The sequence below is a fragment of the Pseudomonas pisciculturae genome (assembly GCF_015461805.1).
Lineage (GTDB): Bacteria > Pseudomonadota > Gammaproteobacteria > Pseudomonadales > Pseudomonadaceae > Aquipseudomonas > Aquipseudomonas pisciculturae.
On record NZ_JACVZE010000004.1, the window covers coordinates 108026 to 126777 of the forward strand.

The following is an 18752-nucleotide window of genomic DNA, read 5'->3' on the forward strand; positions in this document are numbered from 1 at the left end:
CTCTCATTTATGAGCTGGAGCTTAAAAATGGAAAAATCTTAGTCTCAAGAATATGGCAAAGTGATTTCAGTGGATAGGCAGGCTAAAAACTACGTGCATGAAGACTGGCTTTCTTCAGTCAGTTTATCCGAGCACCTGGCTTCAAGAAGCATCATCATCGGCGCGAACGCAGAACTTAAAATGATCGAGCTTTTACCGCTTTTCGAAGACGTAGACATCCAAAACACCTTGAGTCCAAGCAAAGTCAACTGCGAACGTTCCCCCTTCAATCCAAAGGAGTAAAGACCCAAAAAAACCTCCCCACCTACCTCCCCAACAACTCCCTAACCCTCCCCCCAAGCACCTCCACCGCAAACGGCTTCGTCAACACCCCCATCCCCTCCCCCAACTGCCCATACCCCATCACCGCATTCTCCGCATACCCCGTAATAAACAACGTCTTCAACCCAGGCCGCAATTCCATCCCCGCCTCCGCCATCTGCCGCCCATTCATCCCACCCGGCAGCCCCACATCCGTCACCAGCAAATCAATATGCACATCCGACCTCAACAGCTTCAGCCCCGCCGCACTGTCCGCCGCTTCAATCACCGTGTAACCCAACTCCCCCAGCACATCAGCAAGCAACATGCGTACGGTGGATTCATCGTCCACCAACAACACCGTCTCGCCATGCTGCGCCACTTCCAGCGCGGTTTGCCCCGGTGCCAGTTCATCGCCCGGCGCGGCGCCGTGATGGCGTGGGAGGTAGAGGGACACGCAAGTGCCCTCACCCACAGCAGACTGGATATGCACCTGCCCACCCGACTGTTGAGCAAAGCCGTAGATCATCGACAGGCCCAGGCCGGTGCCTTGGCCGATGGGTTTGGTGGTGAAGAACGGTTCAAACACGTGCGCCATCACATCAGGCGACATGCCGGTGCCGGTGTCGGTGACGCTCAGCCGCAGGTACGGGCCTTCAGCCAGGTCGTGGGCGCGGGCGGCGTCGGGGTCGAGCCAGTGGTTGCTGGTTTGCAGTTGGATGCGGCCGCCTTCGGGCATGGCGTCGCGGGCGTTGATGCAGAGGTTGAGCAGGGCATTTTCCAGTTGGCTGACGTCGACGAAGGCGGCCCAGGCATCCGCAGCGCCTACGGTTTCGATCTGGATGGCGGGGCCGGCGGTGCGTTGGATGAGTTCGGCCATGCCGTACATGAGAGTGTTGACGTTGGTGGCGCGCGGTTCCAGGGTTTGGCGGCGGGAGAAGGCCAGCAGGCGTTGGGTGAGGACGGCGGCGCGTTTGGCTGAGCCTTGGGCGGCGACCATGTATTTGTCGACGTCGCTGAGGCGGCCTTGGGTGATGCGGCGGCTCATCAGTTCGAGCGCGCCGGAGATGCCGGCGAGCAGGTTGTTGAAGTCGTGGGCCAGGCCGCCGGTGAGTTGGCCGACGGCTTCCATTTTTTGGGATTGGCGCAGTTTTTCTTCGGCCTGCATGAGCATGGCGGTGCGTTCGGCGACGCGTTGTTCGAGGGTTTCGTTGAGGGCGCGCAGTTGGATTTGCGCGTCGCGCAGGGCTTCGTCGGCGAGGGTGCGTTCCAGCAGGTCGGCGGCTTGGCGGGCGAGGATGTCGAGCAGGCGCAGGTCACGTTCGGACGGTTGGTGCGGCTGGCTCCAGTGGGTAGAGATCATGCCGAGCAAGCGGCCATCGCGGGACAACAACGGGGTGGTCTGGGCCGAGCGGATGCCGGTGCGGCGGAAGGCGTTGAGGTCTTCGGTGCCGGCGATGTCGGCCCACTCTTCGAAGTCGGGGATGATGGCGCGTTGGCCTACTTTGAGCGCCTGGGTACAGCTGCTGTAGGCCATGGGGCTCACCCATTGCCAGAACCCTACCGCCTCGGGCGGCAAGCCGCGTGAACACAAGAGTTGCAACTCGCCGCCATGGCCGGACGGGTGGCCTTGGGGGCAGAGCAGCTGCATGGTGCCGAACTGCGAGCCGGTGATGGACACGGCGGCGTCGACGATCTTGCCGTAGAGGGCTTCCAGGTCTTGTTCACCGATCAGGTCAAGGCTGATGCGGTGCAGGAATTCGATGTCCGACAGGGCGGTTTCCGACTCGTGGGAGGTGCCACGGGGAAAGGCTGCCGGGAAGGCGGTGCGTAGGGTTTTCATGGGGCTACCAAGGGAATGGCATTCGGCTATTACCAGCGTATCAGCAAAGCTATGACCACGCGTAGCCGGCAGACGTTCGGCGCTGATCAATACTTTTAACGCTGGCCCCACAAGCCGCCCCCGCCCAAAAAAGGCTTGATTCACTCTCAATTAATGGCACATTGACACCCCGGAGTTATTTCCACTGACATCACCTGTCAGTGGCAAGCATTAAGGTCGGTGCATCTTCAAACGGATTTGGGCAGCCCATCATGGCCACACCGCTACACGACACCCTGGCCATGCGGCTGGCGGATATCCTTTTGCAGCTCAATCACGGTGAATCCCTGTGCCGCTATGACTTGGCGCAGCAGTTTGGCGTGAGTGAACGCACCATTTACCGCGACCTGAGCCGACTCGCCGATGTGGTCGAGCGCCTGCCCGATGGGCGCTACCAACTGGTCAAGGAACATCAGGGCAAGCTGCAACCGCGCGACCTTGAGGCGTTTGCGAAGGTCACGGGGGTTAACCGACTGTTTCCAAACAACGGCCATCGGTTTCTGCGTTCGTTGCTGGCGCCGGATGAACAACGCCATTTTCTGGTCAAGGCCAACCATCACGAAAACGTAGAGCCCCACGACCAGCCGTTCCGCCAGTTGAACGACGCCATTCGCCAACAGCGCCAGTGCCGCCTGATGTATGCGGGCAAGCCGCGCACGCTGTGCCCTTATCGCCTGGTGAACAACAAAGGCATCTGGTATTTGGCGGCCACTGAAAATGGCCAACTGAAGGCTTTTACCCTGGGGCGCATCAGCGTCTTGCACGTCACCCACGAGCCTTTCGTTGCGCAGCCGGCGGTGCATCGTCAGATCGAAGACGACGACGATATCTGGTTCAGTAAAACCAAAACCACGGTGCAGCTCTCGGTTGCGCCAGCCATCGCTTACTACTTTCTGCGCCGCCCGGTGGTGCCTGGGCAACAGGTGCTGCGCACGCTGGAGAACGGCGAGTTGATCGTCAGCAGCACCATCAGCCATGCCAACCAGATTTTGCCGATCATCCAGTATTGGGTTCCTCACGTACGCGTGCTGGAACCGGCCTGGCTGGCGGCGCAGTTGTACCGCGAACTTGAACACTACTTGCACGCTGCAACCCAGCCCATCACAGGAACCGAGCAATGAACCCACCGGTAAACACGACTGAGCCCACCTCATTGGCCCCACTGGACGCCGCATTGTTGAGCAGCGACGAGTACCAGGAGCAACAGGCACACGTCATTGAGACGCAGATGTGGGGTGGCGCGGATAACACCGAGGCCACTGGCCGGTTGCTGTCCGAGTTCGTGCATTCCAGCGAGCAGCATGCAGACATGCCCGTCGAAGAGTGGCTGGCGCAGGAATTCAGCAAGCACCCTGCCCTCTGGCAAAGCGATGCACAGCGGTTGGCGACGGCCAAGGAAGTAGTGACGTCAGTCATACGCTTCAATGACTCGGCGAGTTCTTTGCAAGGGCACTTGGCGCGTGGGCAAAGCGAGGCCAGCTGGATCGCACGCGAGCTGGAGAAAGGCGCGGGCGTCAGCGGCTCGTTAGGTGTGGGCCAATACGCCACGCGCATTGATGTGGCCCTGGCCGAAGCCACGGCCGGCGCCAAGGTGATGATCACCAACAACAATGGCGATATCAGTTTTTCGCCGAACCTGGATGGCTTTATCGCCGAGCAGCATCACGTCGACACCTTCAATATCGATGCGGTGACCAAGGGCAGCGAATACCGCGCCAAGGTGGTTAACTCCAACGGCCTCAACTCGGTCGACATCGTGATCGTCGACGGCCAGGGCAACGTGGTGCATGAGTACCAGTCCAAATACGGCAGCGACGCCAAGGCCACCGAGCAGTTGTTCAAGCGCGGGGAATACGGCGAGCAAAAACGCCTGGTGCCCGAGGGCCAGGGCAAAGATATCGCCAACAGCACCGAAGTGGTCGAGATCGACGGCGTGCACTCCGAGCCGCTCAGCAAAGAACAGGCGTTGGAATGGCAGCGCAAGGCCCGCGAAGAAGCCGAGGCGCGCCAGTATGAATGGAGCGACACCAACCGCATCAATGTGGGCAAGCAGATCGGCAAGCAAGCGTTGGTCGGTGCAAGCATCGCGGCAGGTTTGCACGGCGTGCGTATTCTGGCGCGACGTACCTGGAATGCGCTGATGGGCACAGAAAACCCACCGGCCAGCGTAGACCTCAGCGACTTCGTCACTAGCTCCCTGAGCAGCACCGCCCAAGTCTTCACCCAAGTCGCCGTCAGCGGTGCGTTGGTGGTGGCGGCCAAGAACGGTTTGCTCGGTGCCATCATGAAGCGCACCCCGGCCGGCCAGATTGCGAATATTGCCTGTATCGCCCTGGCCAACACCAAAATTCTCTACCAGCTCGCCACCGGCAAGCTCTCCAAGGAAGAGGCGCTCAACCGCATGGGCCAAACCACCACCTCGGCGGTGTTTGCGATTGCGGCGGGCTCCAAGGGCAGTGCGTTGGGCATGGCGATTGGCACCGTGTTCGGCCCACCCGGCATCGCTGCGGGCGGGTTTATCGGCGGCATGATTGGCGCCATGGCGGGCGGTGTGATCGGTGAGCAGTTATTCGAGGCCAGCAAAAGCCTGGTGCAGGCCTCGGTCACGGTGGTCAATCGCGTCACGGCCAGCGTGGTAGAAGGCGCCAAAGCACTGGCCGGCAGCCTGGGTAACTTCGCCAAAGGACTGTTCGCATGAGCTCCAGCCTCGCAGCGCTGAATGACAAACTCCGTGCGCACCTGATCGCCGGTTACCCTGGCTTCTACATTCAGTCCAGTGAAGAAGCGCGGGTTGACCGGGTGCTTGCGCAGGCCGGCGAAAACCTGGGCCTGCATGTCATGGAGTGGAACCTCGCCTATGGCTGGGTGGACTTTCACACCAAGCAGCCGCGCACCGACGCCACCCAGACCGAGTTGGCCCACTGCCTGCCAGCGCTGGCGGACGAGGACCTGAGCCGCAAGCTGATCGTGATCAAGGATGCCAAATCCGCCCTGGAAAACCAGCCACTGGCGATCGCACGGCTCAAGCAACTGCTCAACCGCATCCAGCGCCATCATCGCGGCGAATGTGCGGTGGTGTTGGTTGCCGAAAGCCTGTTCATTGCGTCGCAGATTGAAGCGCAAATTACCTTGCTACCGCTGCCCTTGCCGGGGCGCGAAGACATTCTTGCGCAAATCGAAGCCTTCGCCGTGGAGCACGCACTGAGTATTCCCAAGGCGTTGCTGCCACGCCTGGCCGCCACGTGCAGCGGGCTGAGCGAAGAGGAAATCCGTCAGGTGCTGGCCATGGTGAGACAACCTCACCCTGAGCTGAACGAGGCCGCCCTTGGCCTGATTCATTACGAGAAAGAACAGATCATCGCCAAAAGTGGCGTGCTGGAAATGGTCAAGGTCGGCGAGACAGCCAACGACATCGGCGGCCTGGAAAACCTCAAGCAGTGGCTCAAACGCCGGGCTGAGATCTTCCGCCGCCTCGACGAAGCCGAACGTGCCGGTGTGACGGCGCCCAAGGGCGTATTGATCGCGGGCATGCCCGGTTGCGGTAAGTCCCTCACCGCCAAAGCCGCTGCCCACCTGTTCCAATTACCGCTGCTGCGCCTGGATATCGGCTCGCTGCTGGGCAAGTACGTGGGTGAAAGCGAGCACAACATGCGCCGCGCACTGACCATGGCCGAAAGCGTCAGCCCGTGCATTCTCTGGATCGACGAGCTGGAAAAAGCCTTCGTCGGGATGGGCAGTGGCGAAGGCTCTGAGGTGTCATCCCGGCTGTTCGGTTACTTCCTGACCTGGATGCAGGAAAAAACCGGCGCTGTGTTCGTGATCGCCACCGCCAACAACATCAGCGCCCTGCCCGCCGAGCTGCTGCGCAAAGGCCGTTTTGACGAGGTGTTCTACGTCGGCTTCCCCAACGCCAAGGAACGCTCGGCCATTCTGAGCATTCACCTCAAGGACGACTGGCGGCAGTTCACTGAGCAGCAACAACAAACCCTGGCGGCGCTGTGTCGCGACTACTCCGGCGCCGACATCCAGAACGCCGTGGGTGAGGCGCGTGAGAGCGCCTTTCTGGACGGCCAAGCGCTGACCCACGAAGACATCGAACGCGCGATCCGCACCACAGTGCCGCTGCGCGAAACCCTGCGTGAGCAAGTCGGCAAATACGAAGTGTTGTTTGAAAAGCTCAAGCTCAAGCCCGCCTCGCGAATCGACGGGCTGAGCATCGCGCAGATGATCCAACTGGCCGACAGCCCCAACCCGGTGCGCCGCAAAGAAGTGGCGTGTCACTTGGAGTGCCCGGACGACCTGCTGGAAAAACTCAGCGCCGATACCGACGCCGAAGTACGCCGCAGCGTGTACCGCAACCCCAACTGCACCGAGCGGTTGCTGGCCGGCTGCTTGAGTAAAGACAAGAAAGCCGCCGACTTTGATATGACCACCTATCAACTCAGCTGCCTGCACCCACGGGCGCCTATGGACTTGTTGGCCAGTGAGCTTAGTAAGTGGGATGGCAGTGACTATATCCAGGAAGAGAAATTGCTGGCGTGCTCGCACCTGACCGATGAGGTGGTGTTGGCGCTGTTCAATAACAGCAAGAAGCACGCAACGCGGTTGGAGATTTGCCAGCAGACGACGTTGTCGGTGGAGTTGCAGGGGCAGTTGGTGGAAAGCCTGTGGGAGGTGGTGCTGCACAATCATGCGGAGCAGTTTGTTGCGTTCATCAACAACCCGGTACTTGATCCGTCGCTTCACAGGAAGATTGCCAGCCACGACAAGCATACGGTTGTGAATGCGTTGCTCAAGCTGGAGAACCTGTCTGAGGAAGCGCAGATGGTGTTGCTAGGTGATGAGAGCCATGTGTTTAAACTTGCTGAGAATCCGAATATCAGCGCACATGCTCAGTTGTCGCTCTTGTTGCAGGGGCTGTCGGAAGTAAACGCCAAATTCGTTTTAGACGCCCTGCAACAGGGTGTTGACGAGATTTCCCTCTCTGACGACTACGACCCATATGAGTTCAGTGGCGGCGACTTCGAAGAGGTGTTCTGCGAGCTTGCAAGCAACCGCAACCTGAGCACCGACGCCATCAAGGTGCTGGAGTCATTTGGGCGACAAATGGGCTACTCGCGAATCAATTTTAGCTTGGCCAGCAACCCGGTACTCCCCCACCGCTTACAACTCAAATTTGCCAGCAGTGACGACCTATCACTGCAAACTTGTCTGGCGAGTAATCCCAACCTCAGCGACGAGGCCCGCGAGGCCCTGATCGAACAGGGTTACACGCCCGTGGTACGCGATGACGCTGCGGGCAAGACCCGCACCGAGGTGAAACCCCAACCGAGTAGCACGGTAAGCACCCCCTCCCAGGGCAAAGTAGCGGGTTCTACATTAGCTTCTGCCTTTGCCGGAAACCTTTTGAGCGGTGAAATAAAGCTAGAGGGCGGGTTTTTCCCATCCTGGTTCAGGGGGAACAAGTCCTAAAACAGACGTCATTTCAGGTAAGAAGTGCGGCATAGGGCGGTGCAAGACATCACGCTGATTCTCTGAATCGAGCATACTTGCACCCGCCCTTTTTCGTCGTTCAAGAAGGACACCCCGGATACTCACCCCGCACGGAGCCCCCTCGTGATCAAACCCTCACACCCGCTGATCTGCCTCACCCTCCTCGCCTCTCTCACCGGCTGCGGCGCATTGAACAGCGTACGCTCGTTCTCCACCCCCTATTCAACCCCGCCCGGCGGCGAGACCGTGCGTTTGCGCGTGATCAGCGATGGCATGGTGCGCGGTATACCCAAGTCCAGCTGCGTGAACTTCCGCGTGCCGGGCGCGGGGGTGATGGTGGTCGCGCGTGACGGTTATGCGAATCGCAACGGTGAAACCCTGGGCATGGCGCCCGCCCAGCATCAATCGAACGGCACGGTGATGAGTGAACTGCTGGTGCCTGCCGGCCAGCCCATCGCGTTTCATTACCTCGCCAACCGTTGCTACAACATGTTCAGCTTTGTGCCCGAGGCCGGCATGGACTATGAGCTTGACGCCGCCAGCCGCTACAAATGCGGCGTGACGCTCAAGCGCATGGCGTTCGGCAAAACCGAGGGCACGTCCGAGCCGTTGGACGAAAGCAAATTGTGCAATTTTGGCGATAACTTCTAAGGGCCGTCTCGCCCTCAGCTGTGAATGGGCAAGGCCAACCCAAACAGCACAAAGAACCCGCCGCAGACTTTATTGAAGCGCCGCCCGGTGCGTGCCAGCCATGGCCGCACTCGGTGTGCGGCGCTGGCCACCATGAACTCGACAAAAAACTCCACCACGGCGTAAGTGAGCGCGATGGCGGCGGTCTGCGCGATGATGTTCCGGTGGGGGTCCAGGAAGGGCGGGATAAACGCGGTGAACAGCAGCAGCGCCTTGGGGTTTGAAATCGCCGAGACCAACCCTTGGCGAAACAGCGGGCCATTGCGCAGGCTGGCGGTCGCAGCCGTTTCCAGGCTGACGGGGGCCGCTCGCCACAGACCGAAGCCCAGCCAGATCAGGTAGAGCCCACCGGCAATTTTCAACGCGGTGAACCAGGTGGCCGAGGCCTGGATGAGTGCGCCCAAGCCCAAGGCGCACAGCGCGAGCACCAGGGCAAAACCAAGCACGCCGCCGCTGATGGTGAACAGGGTTCGGCGGCTGCCGTGGAGTGCGCCGTGGGTGAGCACCAACAGTGCGTTGGGGCCGGGCACGACGGCGATGCCGAAGCAGGTGATCACGTAGAGCAGCCAGGTGTCGAAGGGCATGGTCAGGTCCGGCAGGGGTGGATTAAAGGGTGCATGCTTCAAAGTTGAATGCTTCAAGGTTGAATAGTGCGGTGCTGACATTCGGCATGAAAAGCGCATAATTCGCACCTCAGCCATTCGATTAACGAATAGAGGTTACAGCGATGCCTTCCAGCGATTTGCAGATCGATTGGCTTAAGTGCTTCGTGGCGGTGGTGGATGCCGGTTCGCTGTCGGGCGCGGCCCATGAGGTCAACCGCTCGCAGTCGGCCGTGAGCATGCAGATGAAGAAGCTGGAGGCCGCGCTGGGGCGCTCCTTGTTAAGCCGTGGCCCAAGGCATCTGCAACTGACCGATGACGGCCAGACGCTGCTGGGTTACGCCCGCCGCATGCTCGCCCTGCATGCCGAGACGCAGGCGGCATTTCACGGTGAAACCCTGACCGGGCGAATCCGCCTGGGGGTTGCCGAAGACTATGCGGCCAAGTACCTCACGCCAGTGCTCAAACGCTTTGCGCCGCGTTACGCGGGGGTGGAGATCGAACTCACCTGTGAGCAGTCGACGGCCCTTATCCCACGGGTGCGCAGCGGCGAGCTGGATCTGGCGCTGGTGTCCAGGGACGCGCCGCAAAGTGGCACGTTTTTGTTCAAGGAACCGATGGTGTGGGTGGGCTCGCCGCAGTTCGAACTGTGGCGCCGCGACCCGTTGCCCATCGCCGTCTACGAAAGCGCCAGCCTGGCGCGTCGGTATGCGGTGAACTCATTGGCCCAGCAGGGCCGACAGTTCAAGGTGGTGTACAACAGCTCCAGCCTGGCGGGCCAGGTGGCTGCGGTGGAGGGCGGGCTGGCGATTGCGGCGATTACTCAGTGCACGGTGCAGCCGTCGCTTCAGGTGTTGAGTGGGGAGCATGGGTTGGGGCCGATTGAGCCGATGGAGGTGTCGATTTTGCGTAGCCGGGCTTCTCGGGGTGCCAAGGCGGTTGATAGTTTGCATGCATTCATCATCAGCGCGCTTAGGCCGTAGGCGTAGCCCTCTTCGCAGCCTCACTAAAGCTCGACAGCTCACACATTTGCACCGCGTATACCCGCTTGAAATGCGGTCAAAATGTGGGAGCTGGCTTGCCTGCGAAAGCGGTGGCTCAGGCACTACATCTCTATCGCCAATGCCGCCGCCTTCGCAGCCTCACTAAAGCTCGACAGCTCCCACATTTGCACCGCGTACACCCGCTTGAAATGCGGTCAACATGTGGGAGCTGGCTTGCCTGCGAAAGCGGTGGTTCAGGCACTACATCTCTATCGCCCATGCCGCCGCCTTCGCAGCCTCGCTAAAGCTCGACAGCTCCCACATTTGACCGTGAATATTTTCAGGGTTGTGGCAGTATCTACGGCCACTCTGCCTACTTCGAGGAGCCTTTGATGGCCTTATCCAAACGCGAGGCCGCCCAGGTTGAGCGCAGCCTGGTCGCCACGCTCACCAATGCCTGCGAAACCGCCAAGGCCGAGATCCCAGGGTTTGAGTGGTTGACGCACACGGTCAATTACGACGCCTTCCCCGCCAGCCTGCAGGTGATTTGGGTGTTCGATACCCAGGTCAATAAGGATCACGCCCTCGCCAGCGGGCAAGAGGCGCGCATGCGCGAGCTGACGGCTGCTGCGCTGGCCGAGGCGGATATCGCCGCATCCTCACCGGTGCACTTCGACTCCGAAGAAGCCTGCCGCCTAAAGCACGGCGGTGATTGGGGCTTGCGTCTGGCCAAACTGCACACGGTCAGGGGCTGAACGATGGAACGCTTTGAATCGCTGGTCATCGGCCTCGGCGCCATGGGTGCCGCCACGGTGTACCAACTGGCGAAAGCCGGCGTAAAGGTTGCCGGGATCGACCGCCATCACCCGCCCCACACGTTCGGTTCAAGCCATGGCGATACGCGGATCACGCGATTGTCAGTGGGCGAAGGCGCGCAATACGTACCCATCGTGCGCAATTCGCACCGTATCTGGCGGGAGCTGGAGGCGTTGTCTGGGCAGGTGTTGTTCGAGCAGTCGGGCTTGCTGGTGCTGACGTCCTGGGAGGGCTTTGACCCCGACGATCAAACCGACTTCACCTTGCGCACCATCGGGCTGGCGCAAACCTATGGCATCGAACACGAAGTGCTGGATGCCACGCAGATTCGTCAGCGCTTCCCGCAATTTGCCAACGTGGCTGACAACGCCATCGGCTACTACGAGCCCGAAGGCGGGTTTGTGCGGCCTGAGCGTTGCATCGACGTGCAGCTCACGCTGGCCGAGCAGCACGGTGCGACGCTGTACAAGGGCGAGACCGTGACGGATATCCGCTCGGATGCGCACGGTGTCACGGTGACGACAGACCAACGCACGCTACAGGCCGACAAGCTGGTGGTGAGCGCGGGCAACTGGGCCGGCGGGTTGCTGGGGGCACCGTTTGATCGGCTGCTCGGCGTTTATCGGCAACAGCTGTTCTGGTTCGAACTGGAACCGGGAGCGCAGTTGGAGGGAACGTCTCCTACGTACATCCTCACCCATGGCCAGGACGACACTCATTATGGGTTCCCCGCCTTGCCCGGCGAGGGCAGTTTGAAGATTGCCACGGCGCAATTTCACACCGTTTCTACGCCAGAGACGCTGGACCGCACGGTGTCGGCAGCGCAGGTGCGGGAGATGTATGAACAGCAGGTGAAAGGCCGTATCAACGGGGTGACAGGCAAAGTGGTCAAGGCGGCGGTGTGTGCCTACACGGTGACGCCGGATCATCACTTCATCATCGACGAGCACCCGACGTTACAGCACACGTTGGTGGTATCGCCGTGCTCAGGGCATGGCTTCAAGCATTCGGCGGCGCTGGGGGAGGCGTTTGCACAGTGGTGTATGCGGGGCAAGAGCGAGCTGGATCTGTCGTCGTTTTCGTTAAAGCGTTTCAACGTGTGGTGAGCGGGCTTGCCCGCTCACCACAAGAGTAGGACCGCCTCTTGTTTCCTGAAAGCAAGCCCGATCACCACAATCATTTGGCGAACGCGTACTCGCCACCCTGCTCCACCGCTTTGCGATACGCAGGCCGTGCCTGGAAGCGTTTGACCCACGCCGCCAAATGCGGGTACGCCGCCAACTTGCCCTGCGCTCCGGCCACTTCGCCGATAAAGCTCATCTGAATATCCGCCCCGCTCAGCTCATCCCCCAGCAGGTATGGCGTCTGCCCCAGCACATCGTTGAGGTAGCCGAGGTAATTGGCCACTTCCGACTCAATGCGCGGGTGCAACGGCGCGCCCGCTTCACCCAGGCGCCCGACGTAGAGGTTAAGCATCAACGGCAACATGGCCGAGCCTTCGGCGAAGTGCAGCCATTGCACGTACTTGTCGTACTCGGCGCTAGCCGGGTTCGGTTGCAGGCGGCCGGCGCCGTGGCGGCGGATCAGGTAGTCGATGATCGCGGCCGATTCGATCAGCACCTGGCCGCCCTCTTCAATCACCGGGGATTTGCCCAGCGGGTGAATCGCCTTGAGTTCAGGCGGCGCGAGGTTGGTCTTCGGGTCGCGTTGGTAGCGCTTGATTTCGTACGGCAGGCCAAGCTCTTCAAGCAGCCACAGGATACGTTGCGAGCGCGAGTTGTTGAGGTGATGGACGGTGATCATTGGCGGCTCCGCTGAGTAAGAGGGGATGTTCTGCAAGAGACTACGCCAACGCCACAGAGTGCCCGCGATTAATTGCCCACCATCGACCACAGTGATGCCCCGACCCCCGTGATGCTCTCACCCGCGATCAACCCAGCGGCAGCAGTGATCGCGAAACGCTCGGTGATACTCGGCCAGCGGCAACTCACCAACCAGGTCAACACCGCCCCCAGTGCCATCATCAGCGAGACCGAGGCTGGCAATACAAACGCCAGGCCCAATGCAGCGGCGCTCGGCAGGTAGCGCGCACGATGGGCCGGAAGGAGGCTGTCCAACACACCCAGCAGCACGCCGACCAAGCCGCCAATGGCAATCGCCCAGCGGATGCTGGTGGACAGTGACTCAAGCCCATGGGTCAGGGTTTGCGCCACGGCTTTCCAAGTGGCAACCGCCGGTGCCGGCCACTCCTCGGTGAGCAGCATGGTTTGCGGGTCGGGGATCAAGGCCAGGTAGGCGAACACACCGACGATACTGCCGATGAAGATCCCCAGGATCTGCGCAATCACTTGCTTATGCGGTGTGGCCCCAATGGCCTTGCCTACCTTGAAGTCATTCATCAGGTCGGTACACTGCCCGGCCGAGCCGCCAGCGGTATTGGCGCTCATCAGGTTGATCGGCACCTGCCCCGGCGCGACGATGCCGAAGCTCAGTTGGGACAGTTGCCCGATGGCGCCAATCGGCGGAATCCCCGTGGCGCCCACCACCCGCGCGGCAACCGCAGCCAGGCAGATAGCCAACGGGATGGTGAGCAAAGCCATCCACAGGTTGATGCCAAACAACGCTGCCTGCAGGCTGACCACCAATACGATCGACAGGATAAAACCGGCAGCGGGCCCGGGCTTGGGCAGCGTCCAGGCCGAGCGCCCATCGGACTGGTTCGAGCGGTACAGCGCCCATAACCGAATCGCCAACGAGGCCAGGGTAGAACACACCATCAGGCTCACCCCCGGCCACAGCAGCCACTCCACCAACGCGGCGAATTGCGGGCCGCTGCTGTCGGCGGGCAGGGTCACCAGGTTGTGCGCCAGCAACCACGGGCCCAACCCACCCCACGCGAGCAACGCGCCGAGCAATAGGGTCAAGCCCACGCGAATACCGATGATGCCGCCAAAACCCACCAGCAACAGCGAAGGGTCGGCGGTGAAGGTCAGGCGCTCTAACTGAGCGCTCGGCGACCAGCGCGGGAAGGCCCACATAAAGGTGTCCACCCACTTCACCAGACCCGACAGCAACGCAGCGCTGAGCAGCACCTTCAAGCGCGTCGCCGCCTCGCGGCCATGGTTGTAGATGTGCAACAGGGTTTCGAGCGTGGCCATGCCTTCGGGAAATTTCAGCGCCTTGTCATTGAGCAACGAAGGGCGCAGGTACCAGGCGATCCAGATCCCCAAAAAACTCACCGAGAACACCCACGCGATCATCGGCACAGCGTCCAGCTGGTTGCCCGTGAGCAAGGTGTAGGCCGGGATCGGCGCCACCAGCCCGCCGGAAATAATCGAGGCCGCCGCCGACGCCACCGTCTGGTTGATATTGCTTTCGTGCAGCGTCCACGGCAGTTGCTCACTGGAGCGTTTGGCCAAGCCTTGCCAGATCGCATAGCCCACCAGCAGGGCAATGATCGACATGTTGAACGACCACCCGATCTTCAACCCGGCGTACACATTGGAAGGGGTCAACAGGATGCCGAGCACGCTGCCAGTGATGACGGCGCGCAGGCTGAGTTCACGGGTGACCGGGCCGGGCGGGGGGAGTGAGGTCATGCGCAGTCCTTTCGGCAAGAAAACAGGGCGACCTAACAAGTGAGCCCTGTAGGCCCCGAAGGTTCATCCCCAGCCGTAATCCCCGCCCAATGACACTCGGATTTACAAGTGAAATGCAGTCAAAGGTGGGAGCTGGCTTGCCTGCGAAAGCGGTGAGCCAGGCATCAACTCTACCAGCCATGCCGCCACCATCGCAGGCAAGCCAGCTCCCACAGGAGGTACTCAGCTCAGGCGGAACCTTGCGGTGTTATCACTTAAGGCCTGGCTACCCTTGCTCAAGGTATCCGCCGCTCGATTGACCGCACGCGCGCCCTCCAACAACCGCCCTGCCGCCTGGTCCACCTGCTGGATATTGCCGCTCACTTCATCGGCCGTCGCCGCTTGCTCTTCCACCGCCGTGGCGATGTGCGCCAGGGTGTCGGTGACGTTCTGCACCGCGCCGGCAATCTCGCCCAAGCGCGTGCCCAGCCCGGTGACCGACTCGGCATCCGCCAACGCCTGTTCGCACGCCGCGCCCATCAGGTTGACCGCCTGGCTCACCGTCGCCCGCAGGCTGTCCACGGTGCTCGCGATCTGCGCGGTGGAGGCCTGGGTGCGCTGCGACAGGCTGCGCACTTCATCGGCCACCACCGCAAAGCCCCGGCCCTGCTCACCGGCGCGGGCGGCTTCGATGGCGGCGTTGAGTGCCAACAGGTTGGTCTGCTCGGCGATGCCGCGAATGGTGTCGACCACCGATTGAATCTGCTGGCCCTGCTGGCTCACTTGTTCCAACGCATCGGCGGTATCGGTAAGGCGCAGGTTGAGTTGCTGGATGCTGGCCGTGGTGCGCTGGCTGTCACGGCTGCTGTCTTCGGCAATGCGCCGGGTGTGCTGGGCGCTGCCGGAGGCCTGTTCGCAGCTGCGGGCGACGCCCATTGAGGTGGCGGCCAATTGCGTCGCGGCAGCGGCGATCTGGCTGATTTGGGTCTGCTGGTCTTCGACCTCACCCAGGGTGCTGCCCGATTGCGAATTCAACGTCAGCACGGCGCTGCCCAACTGCTGGGTCTCGTGGTTGACGCCCAGCAGGCTGGTACGCAATTGCACCACGGCGGCGTTCAGCGCCGCACTGATCGCGGCCAGTTCGTCGCGCCCTTGCACTGCCACTTCCACGCACAAGTTGCCGTCACGCAGGGACTCGGCCAACGTGGTGATGCCGCTGGTACTGCGACGAATCGAAGCTTGCAGGCAGATAAACAGGTACAGCGCTGCGAGGGCCAACAAGCTGAACGTGGCCGCCACGGGAATGATTTGGCGCAGCGAGCGGTCGTGGTAATAGCCCAGGCGTTGGTCGAGTGACGTCAGCGACCTGTTGCGCAACTCGCCGAGGCTGCCGAGCATGGCGTCCACGCTGTTTTCAAACGCCGCTGTATCAAGCTTGATGGTGCCGCCGAACACGCCGTCGTCGAGCACTTTGAGTTCGCTGTCCAGGCGTTGCACGCTGTTGTCGTACTGCGCCGTCCACGGCTCCATGCCGGCGTATTGCTTGGCCTTGAGGGACGCGGCCGCCTTGACCAGTTGGTCCCGCGCATCGCCCATACGGCCGCGCAAGTCGCGCATCTGCAAGCGGCTTTGCAGGGTGAACTGCCCCGAAGCGATCGACGACTGCCCCACGCTGGCCATACGGCCGATACGCTCGATCAGGTCGGGGGTTTGCTGGGTGCAAATCTGCATCAGCAGGTAGGTTTCCAGCCAGGGGTCGAGGATCAAACCGGAGTCCAGGGTGACCTGTTCACGCAGGGCTTGCATGGCCGTCAGGGCCGAGGTGAAACGGTCGTAGCCGTCTGGCCACCAACCCACGGTGCGCAGGGAGGCGGAGTCCATGCCCTTGACTGTGGCTTGCAACGCTTCGAAGCGGGCCAGGGTGTCGGCGCTGGCGTTCTGGGTTTTCAGCGCTTCGCCCAGGGCTTGCAGGCTTTGCAGGATCAACGGAAAGTTGGCATCTACTTTGTCCATTGCCGCCTTCGCCGCCGGGGTCGGGGCGTGCAGGATATCGGCGGCTTTCCAGCGTGCAGCCAGGTTGCGCTGGGCCGTGAGTTGGCCGTCCAGCGCATCCAGGGCCAGCAGCTGGCGAACGCCGGACTGCTCGCGAGTGATGACGGTGAGTTTGTCGCGGTAGTCCGAGCCGATTAGCCACAAGCTGCCCGCCAACGGCAGCATGAACAGGAAGAACAGGATCTGGAATTTACGCGCAAAGCCAAAGCGCCCCAGCAGGGCGATACCCGGTGATAAAAGGCTGTGCATATGCGACCACTCCCCAAAAACGACCCACGCGGTGCACCGCAGGGTGAAGCCTTGAAATGACTAGCAGCAAAACGCCATGTCATTGATTGGGAAGGCACTAGCAAGATACGGGCCGGAGGGTGGGAGGCCGGGGATAGGCGGGGTGGCACGCTAAAGGTGCAGGGTTTGCGCACTAAGATGGGGCAAAAGCACTCAGTCTTGAGCCCCAATTTGTAACCACACCACAAATCGAGTGTGGGAGCTGGCTTGCCTGCGATAGCGGCAGTTCAGTCAACACAGTTTTAGCTGACCCACCGCTATCGCAGGCAAGCCAGCTCCCACATTTTAGATCTCACCAGACATCACTGCTCTGCGGTTTTCTCGACGCTGTACCGGCTGAAATTATTGATGTGATCATCCAGATTATCCTCAAGCATCATCCGGTACTGATCACAGAAATACTTCAACATCGCTTCCCGCGCATCGGCCATTTCTGCACCGGACTTGAAGTTGCGCGCACTGGCCCAGGCATTGAATCGGGTGGTGCCAAACATCATCGAAGCACTGACCTCGCCGAGGTTATCGCAGGTCTTGAGCTGCTCGTTGGACAACTCGATGTGCGCGTCGGCGCGGTCGTAGAAGGGTTGGTTGGTGGCGTCGGCCATTGCGTGGTTCCTTGGTAATAAAGGGCTATCAGGCCAGCAGTGCGGTGATCCACTTGATCTGCTGGGTGATGTCTTCAAGTTTGTCTTGGGGCACGGCCTGTTGTGCGCGTTCCAGGCCGGCCAGGGTTTTGTGTTTTTGCCGAAGCAGGCGTTGCCATTTCGCGATAAACGCCGGGCTACGCGCTTGCATGTGCAGGGGGCCGAAGTACAGCTGTTCAGCGCTGTAGGCCACCGGTTCGGCACGTTCGGCGACGATGATTTCATAGTAGAAGCGGTTTTCGTGCAGCAGCTCTTCAATCAGGATCGAGTAGCCGTTGTGCATCAACCATTGGCGCAACGGCTGCTCGCCGCCGTTGGGTTGCAGGATCAAGCGTTCCTGGCCACTCAAGTGCGCCTTGCCGCTGTCGAGAATGTCGCGGATCGTCTCGCCCCCCATGCCGCACACGCTGATCGCGGTGATGCCGTCTGCGGGCGCTATCGCCGCCAGGCCATCGGCCAGGCGCACGGTGATGTGCTGCTCCAGGCCGTTGTCACGCACGGTACGTTGGGCGGCATGAAAGGGTGTAGCCGCCACCTCCCCCGCCACCGCTGCCGTGATTGCACCACGGCGCATCAAGGCCACGGGCAGGTAGCCATGGTCGGAGCCAATATCGGCCAGGCGTGCGCCAGCAGGCACGTTCGCCGCCACACGCTCAAGGCGCATGGATAAAGTGTGTTCGTTCAACTGCCCTACTCTCCGGAAAAACGGTCGCGACTGTTGGTCAAGTGCAGCACCATCGCGGCGCGTGCGGCGTCGGGGTCCTGGCGCTTGATCGCGTTGAAAATGGCCTCGTGCTCAAGGTTCGCCAAGTACCCCAGTTGGGCAAAGTCGGCACCGCCGCGTTCGGCACCTTTGACCTGGGTACGAGGGATCATCGCGTTGCCCAGGTGCAGCATGATTTCGGTGAAGAAGGTGTTGCCGGTGGCCTCGGCGATCAATTGGTGGAAGCGTTTGTCCTCTTCCACGCAGCTGTCGTTGTTGGCCAGGGAGGCCTGGTAGTCGGTGAGCGCCTCGCGCATGCGGGTCAGTTGCTCATCGCTTCTACGCAGCGCCGCCAAGGCCACGGCCTGCACCTCAAGGCCCAGGCGCAGTTCGAGCATGCTGCGCACGCTGGCCACGGTGTCGACGTTAAGGCGCAGCCCGGATTGCGCTTGCGGCGCCAACACGAAGGTGCCGATGCCATGTCGCGTTTCCACCAACCCCGACGCTTGCAACTTGGATAGCGCTTCACGTACCACCGTGCGGCTGACGCCATGCTCGGCCACGATGGTGGATTCGGACGGCAGTTTTTCACCGGGCTTCAACTGCCCCAGCAAGATGCGCTGGCTCAGTGCTTCGACCACGCCTTGGGCCAGGTTATGGGAACGTCGACGAACAGGGGGTTCGCTTTCAATAGGCATCGCTACGGGTCCACGGGGTTGGG

At 61.3% G+C, this 18752-nt stretch carries 15 protein-coding genes; 7 read left to right on the forward strand and 8 right to left on the reverse strand.

The features are described from left to right. Nucleotides 1–304: 304 nt before the first annotated feature. Nucleotides 305–2143 (reverse strand): ATP-binding protein, encoded by a 1839-nt coding sequence (locus ICY20_RS12450; RefSeq protein WP_194937629.1) that lies wholly within the window; start codon nt 2141–2143, stop codon nt 305–307. A gap of 251 nt (nt 2144–2394) precedes the next feature. On the opposite strand from ICY20_RS12450, the gene ICY20_RS12455 reads away from it, so the two are divergent. From ICY20_RS12455 to ICY20_RS12470, 4 genes are all read left to right on the forward strand, one after another. Continuing rightward, on the forward strand, nt 2395–3303 hold the full coding sequence (locus ICY20_RS12455) for a helix-turn-helix transcriptional regulator (protein ID WP_194937630.1): 909 nt from the start codon (nt 2395–2397) through the stop codon (nt 3301–3303). Then, on the forward strand, nt 3300–4880 hold the full coding sequence (locus ICY20_RS12460) for a hypothetical protein (protein ID WP_194937631.1): 1581 nt from the start codon (nt 3300–3302) through the stop codon (nt 4878–4880). Before ICY20_RS12455 ends, ICY20_RS12460 begins: the two co-directional genes overlap by 4 nt. After that, nucleotides 4877–7654, forward strand: coding sequence for an AAA family ATPase (locus ICY20_RS12465; protein ID WP_228758415.1), 2778 nt, complete (start codon nt 4877–4879; stop codon nt 7652–7654). Before ICY20_RS12460 ends, ICY20_RS12465 begins: the two co-directional genes overlap by 4 nt. 144 nt (nt 7655–7798) lie before the next feature. Beyond that, nucleotides 7799–8326: a cupredoxin domain-containing protein gene (locus ICY20_RS12470; protein ID WP_324187954.1), complete on the forward strand. Its 528-nt coding sequence runs from the start codon at nt 7799–7801 to the stop codon at nt 8324–8326. A 14-nt stretch (nt 8327–8340) separates the two neighbouring features. On the opposite strand, the gene ICY20_RS12475 is transcribed toward ICY20_RS12470, so the two are convergent. Further along, complete coding sequence (locus tag ICY20_RS12475) at nt 8341–8949, reverse strand: LysE family translocator (RefSeq protein WP_159962320.1); 609 nt, start codon at nt 8947–8949, stop codon at nt 8341–8343. Between the two features lie 143 nt (nt 8950–9092). Here ICY20_RS12475 and ICY20_RS12480 point away from each other — a divergent pair, with 143 nt between their 5' ends. From ICY20_RS12480 to solA, 3 genes are all read left to right on the forward strand, one after another. Further along, nucleotides 9093–9950: a LysR family transcriptional regulator gene (locus tag ICY20_RS12480; protein ID WP_194937632.1), complete on the forward strand. Its 858-nt coding sequence runs from the start codon at nt 9093–9095 to the stop codon at nt 9948–9950. A gap of 392 nt (nt 9951–10342) precedes the next feature. Then, complete coding sequence (locus ICY20_RS12485; protein ID WP_194937633.1) at nt 10343–10705, forward strand: hypothetical protein; 363 nt, start codon at nt 10343–10345, stop codon at nt 10703–10705. Nucleotides 10706–10708: 3 nt separating this feature from the next. Beyond that, entirely contained in the window at nt 10709–11872 is a 1164-nt protein-coding gene (gene solA / locus ICY20_RS12490; protein ID WP_194937634.1) for an N-methyl-L-tryptophan oxidase, read from the forward strand. Nucleotides 11873–11942: 70 nt separating this feature from the next. On the opposite strand, the gene ICY20_RS12495 is transcribed toward solA, so the two are convergent. The 6 genes from ICY20_RS12495 to ICY20_RS12520 form a co-directional block, all read right to left on the reverse strand. Beyond that, nucleotides 11943–12569: a glutathione S-transferase family protein gene (locus ICY20_RS12495; RefSeq protein WP_159962324.1), complete on the reverse strand. Its 627-nt coding sequence runs from the start codon at nt 12567–12569 to the stop codon at nt 11943–11945. Nucleotides 12570–12637: 68 nt separating this feature from the next. After that, on the reverse strand, nt 12638–14365 hold the full coding sequence (locus tag ICY20_RS12500; protein WP_194937635.1) for an OPT family oligopeptide transporter: 1728 nt from the start codon (nt 14363–14365) through the stop codon (nt 12638–12640). Nucleotides 14366–14587: 222 nt separating this feature from the next. After that, entirely contained in the window at nt 14588–16645 is a 2058-nt protein-coding gene (locus ICY20_RS12505) for a methyl-accepting chemotaxis protein (RefSeq protein ID WP_194937636.1), read from the reverse strand. Nucleotides 16646–16986: 341 nt separating this feature from the next. Next, nucleotides 16987–17289, reverse strand: a complete 303-nt coding sequence (locus ICY20_RS12510; RefSeq protein ID WP_159962327.1) for a DUF3144 domain-containing protein — start codon at nt 17287–17289, stop codon at nt 16987–16989. 28 nt (nt 17290–17317) lie between these two features. Then, nucleotides 17318–18013: a tRNA (adenine(22)-N(1))-methyltransferase gene (locus tag ICY20_RS12515; protein ID WP_194937637.1), complete on the reverse strand. Its 696-nt coding sequence runs from the start codon at nt 18011–18013 to the stop codon at nt 17318–17320. 5 nt (nt 18014–18018) lie between these two features. Continuing rightward, the gene (locus ICY20_RS12520; protein WP_159962329.1) at nt 18019–18729 is read right to left on the reverse strand and encodes a FadR/GntR family transcriptional regulator; all 711 of its coding nucleotides are present in this window, start codon (nt 18727–18729) and stop codon (nt 18019–18021) included. Nucleotides 18730–18752: the final 23 nt, after the last annotated feature.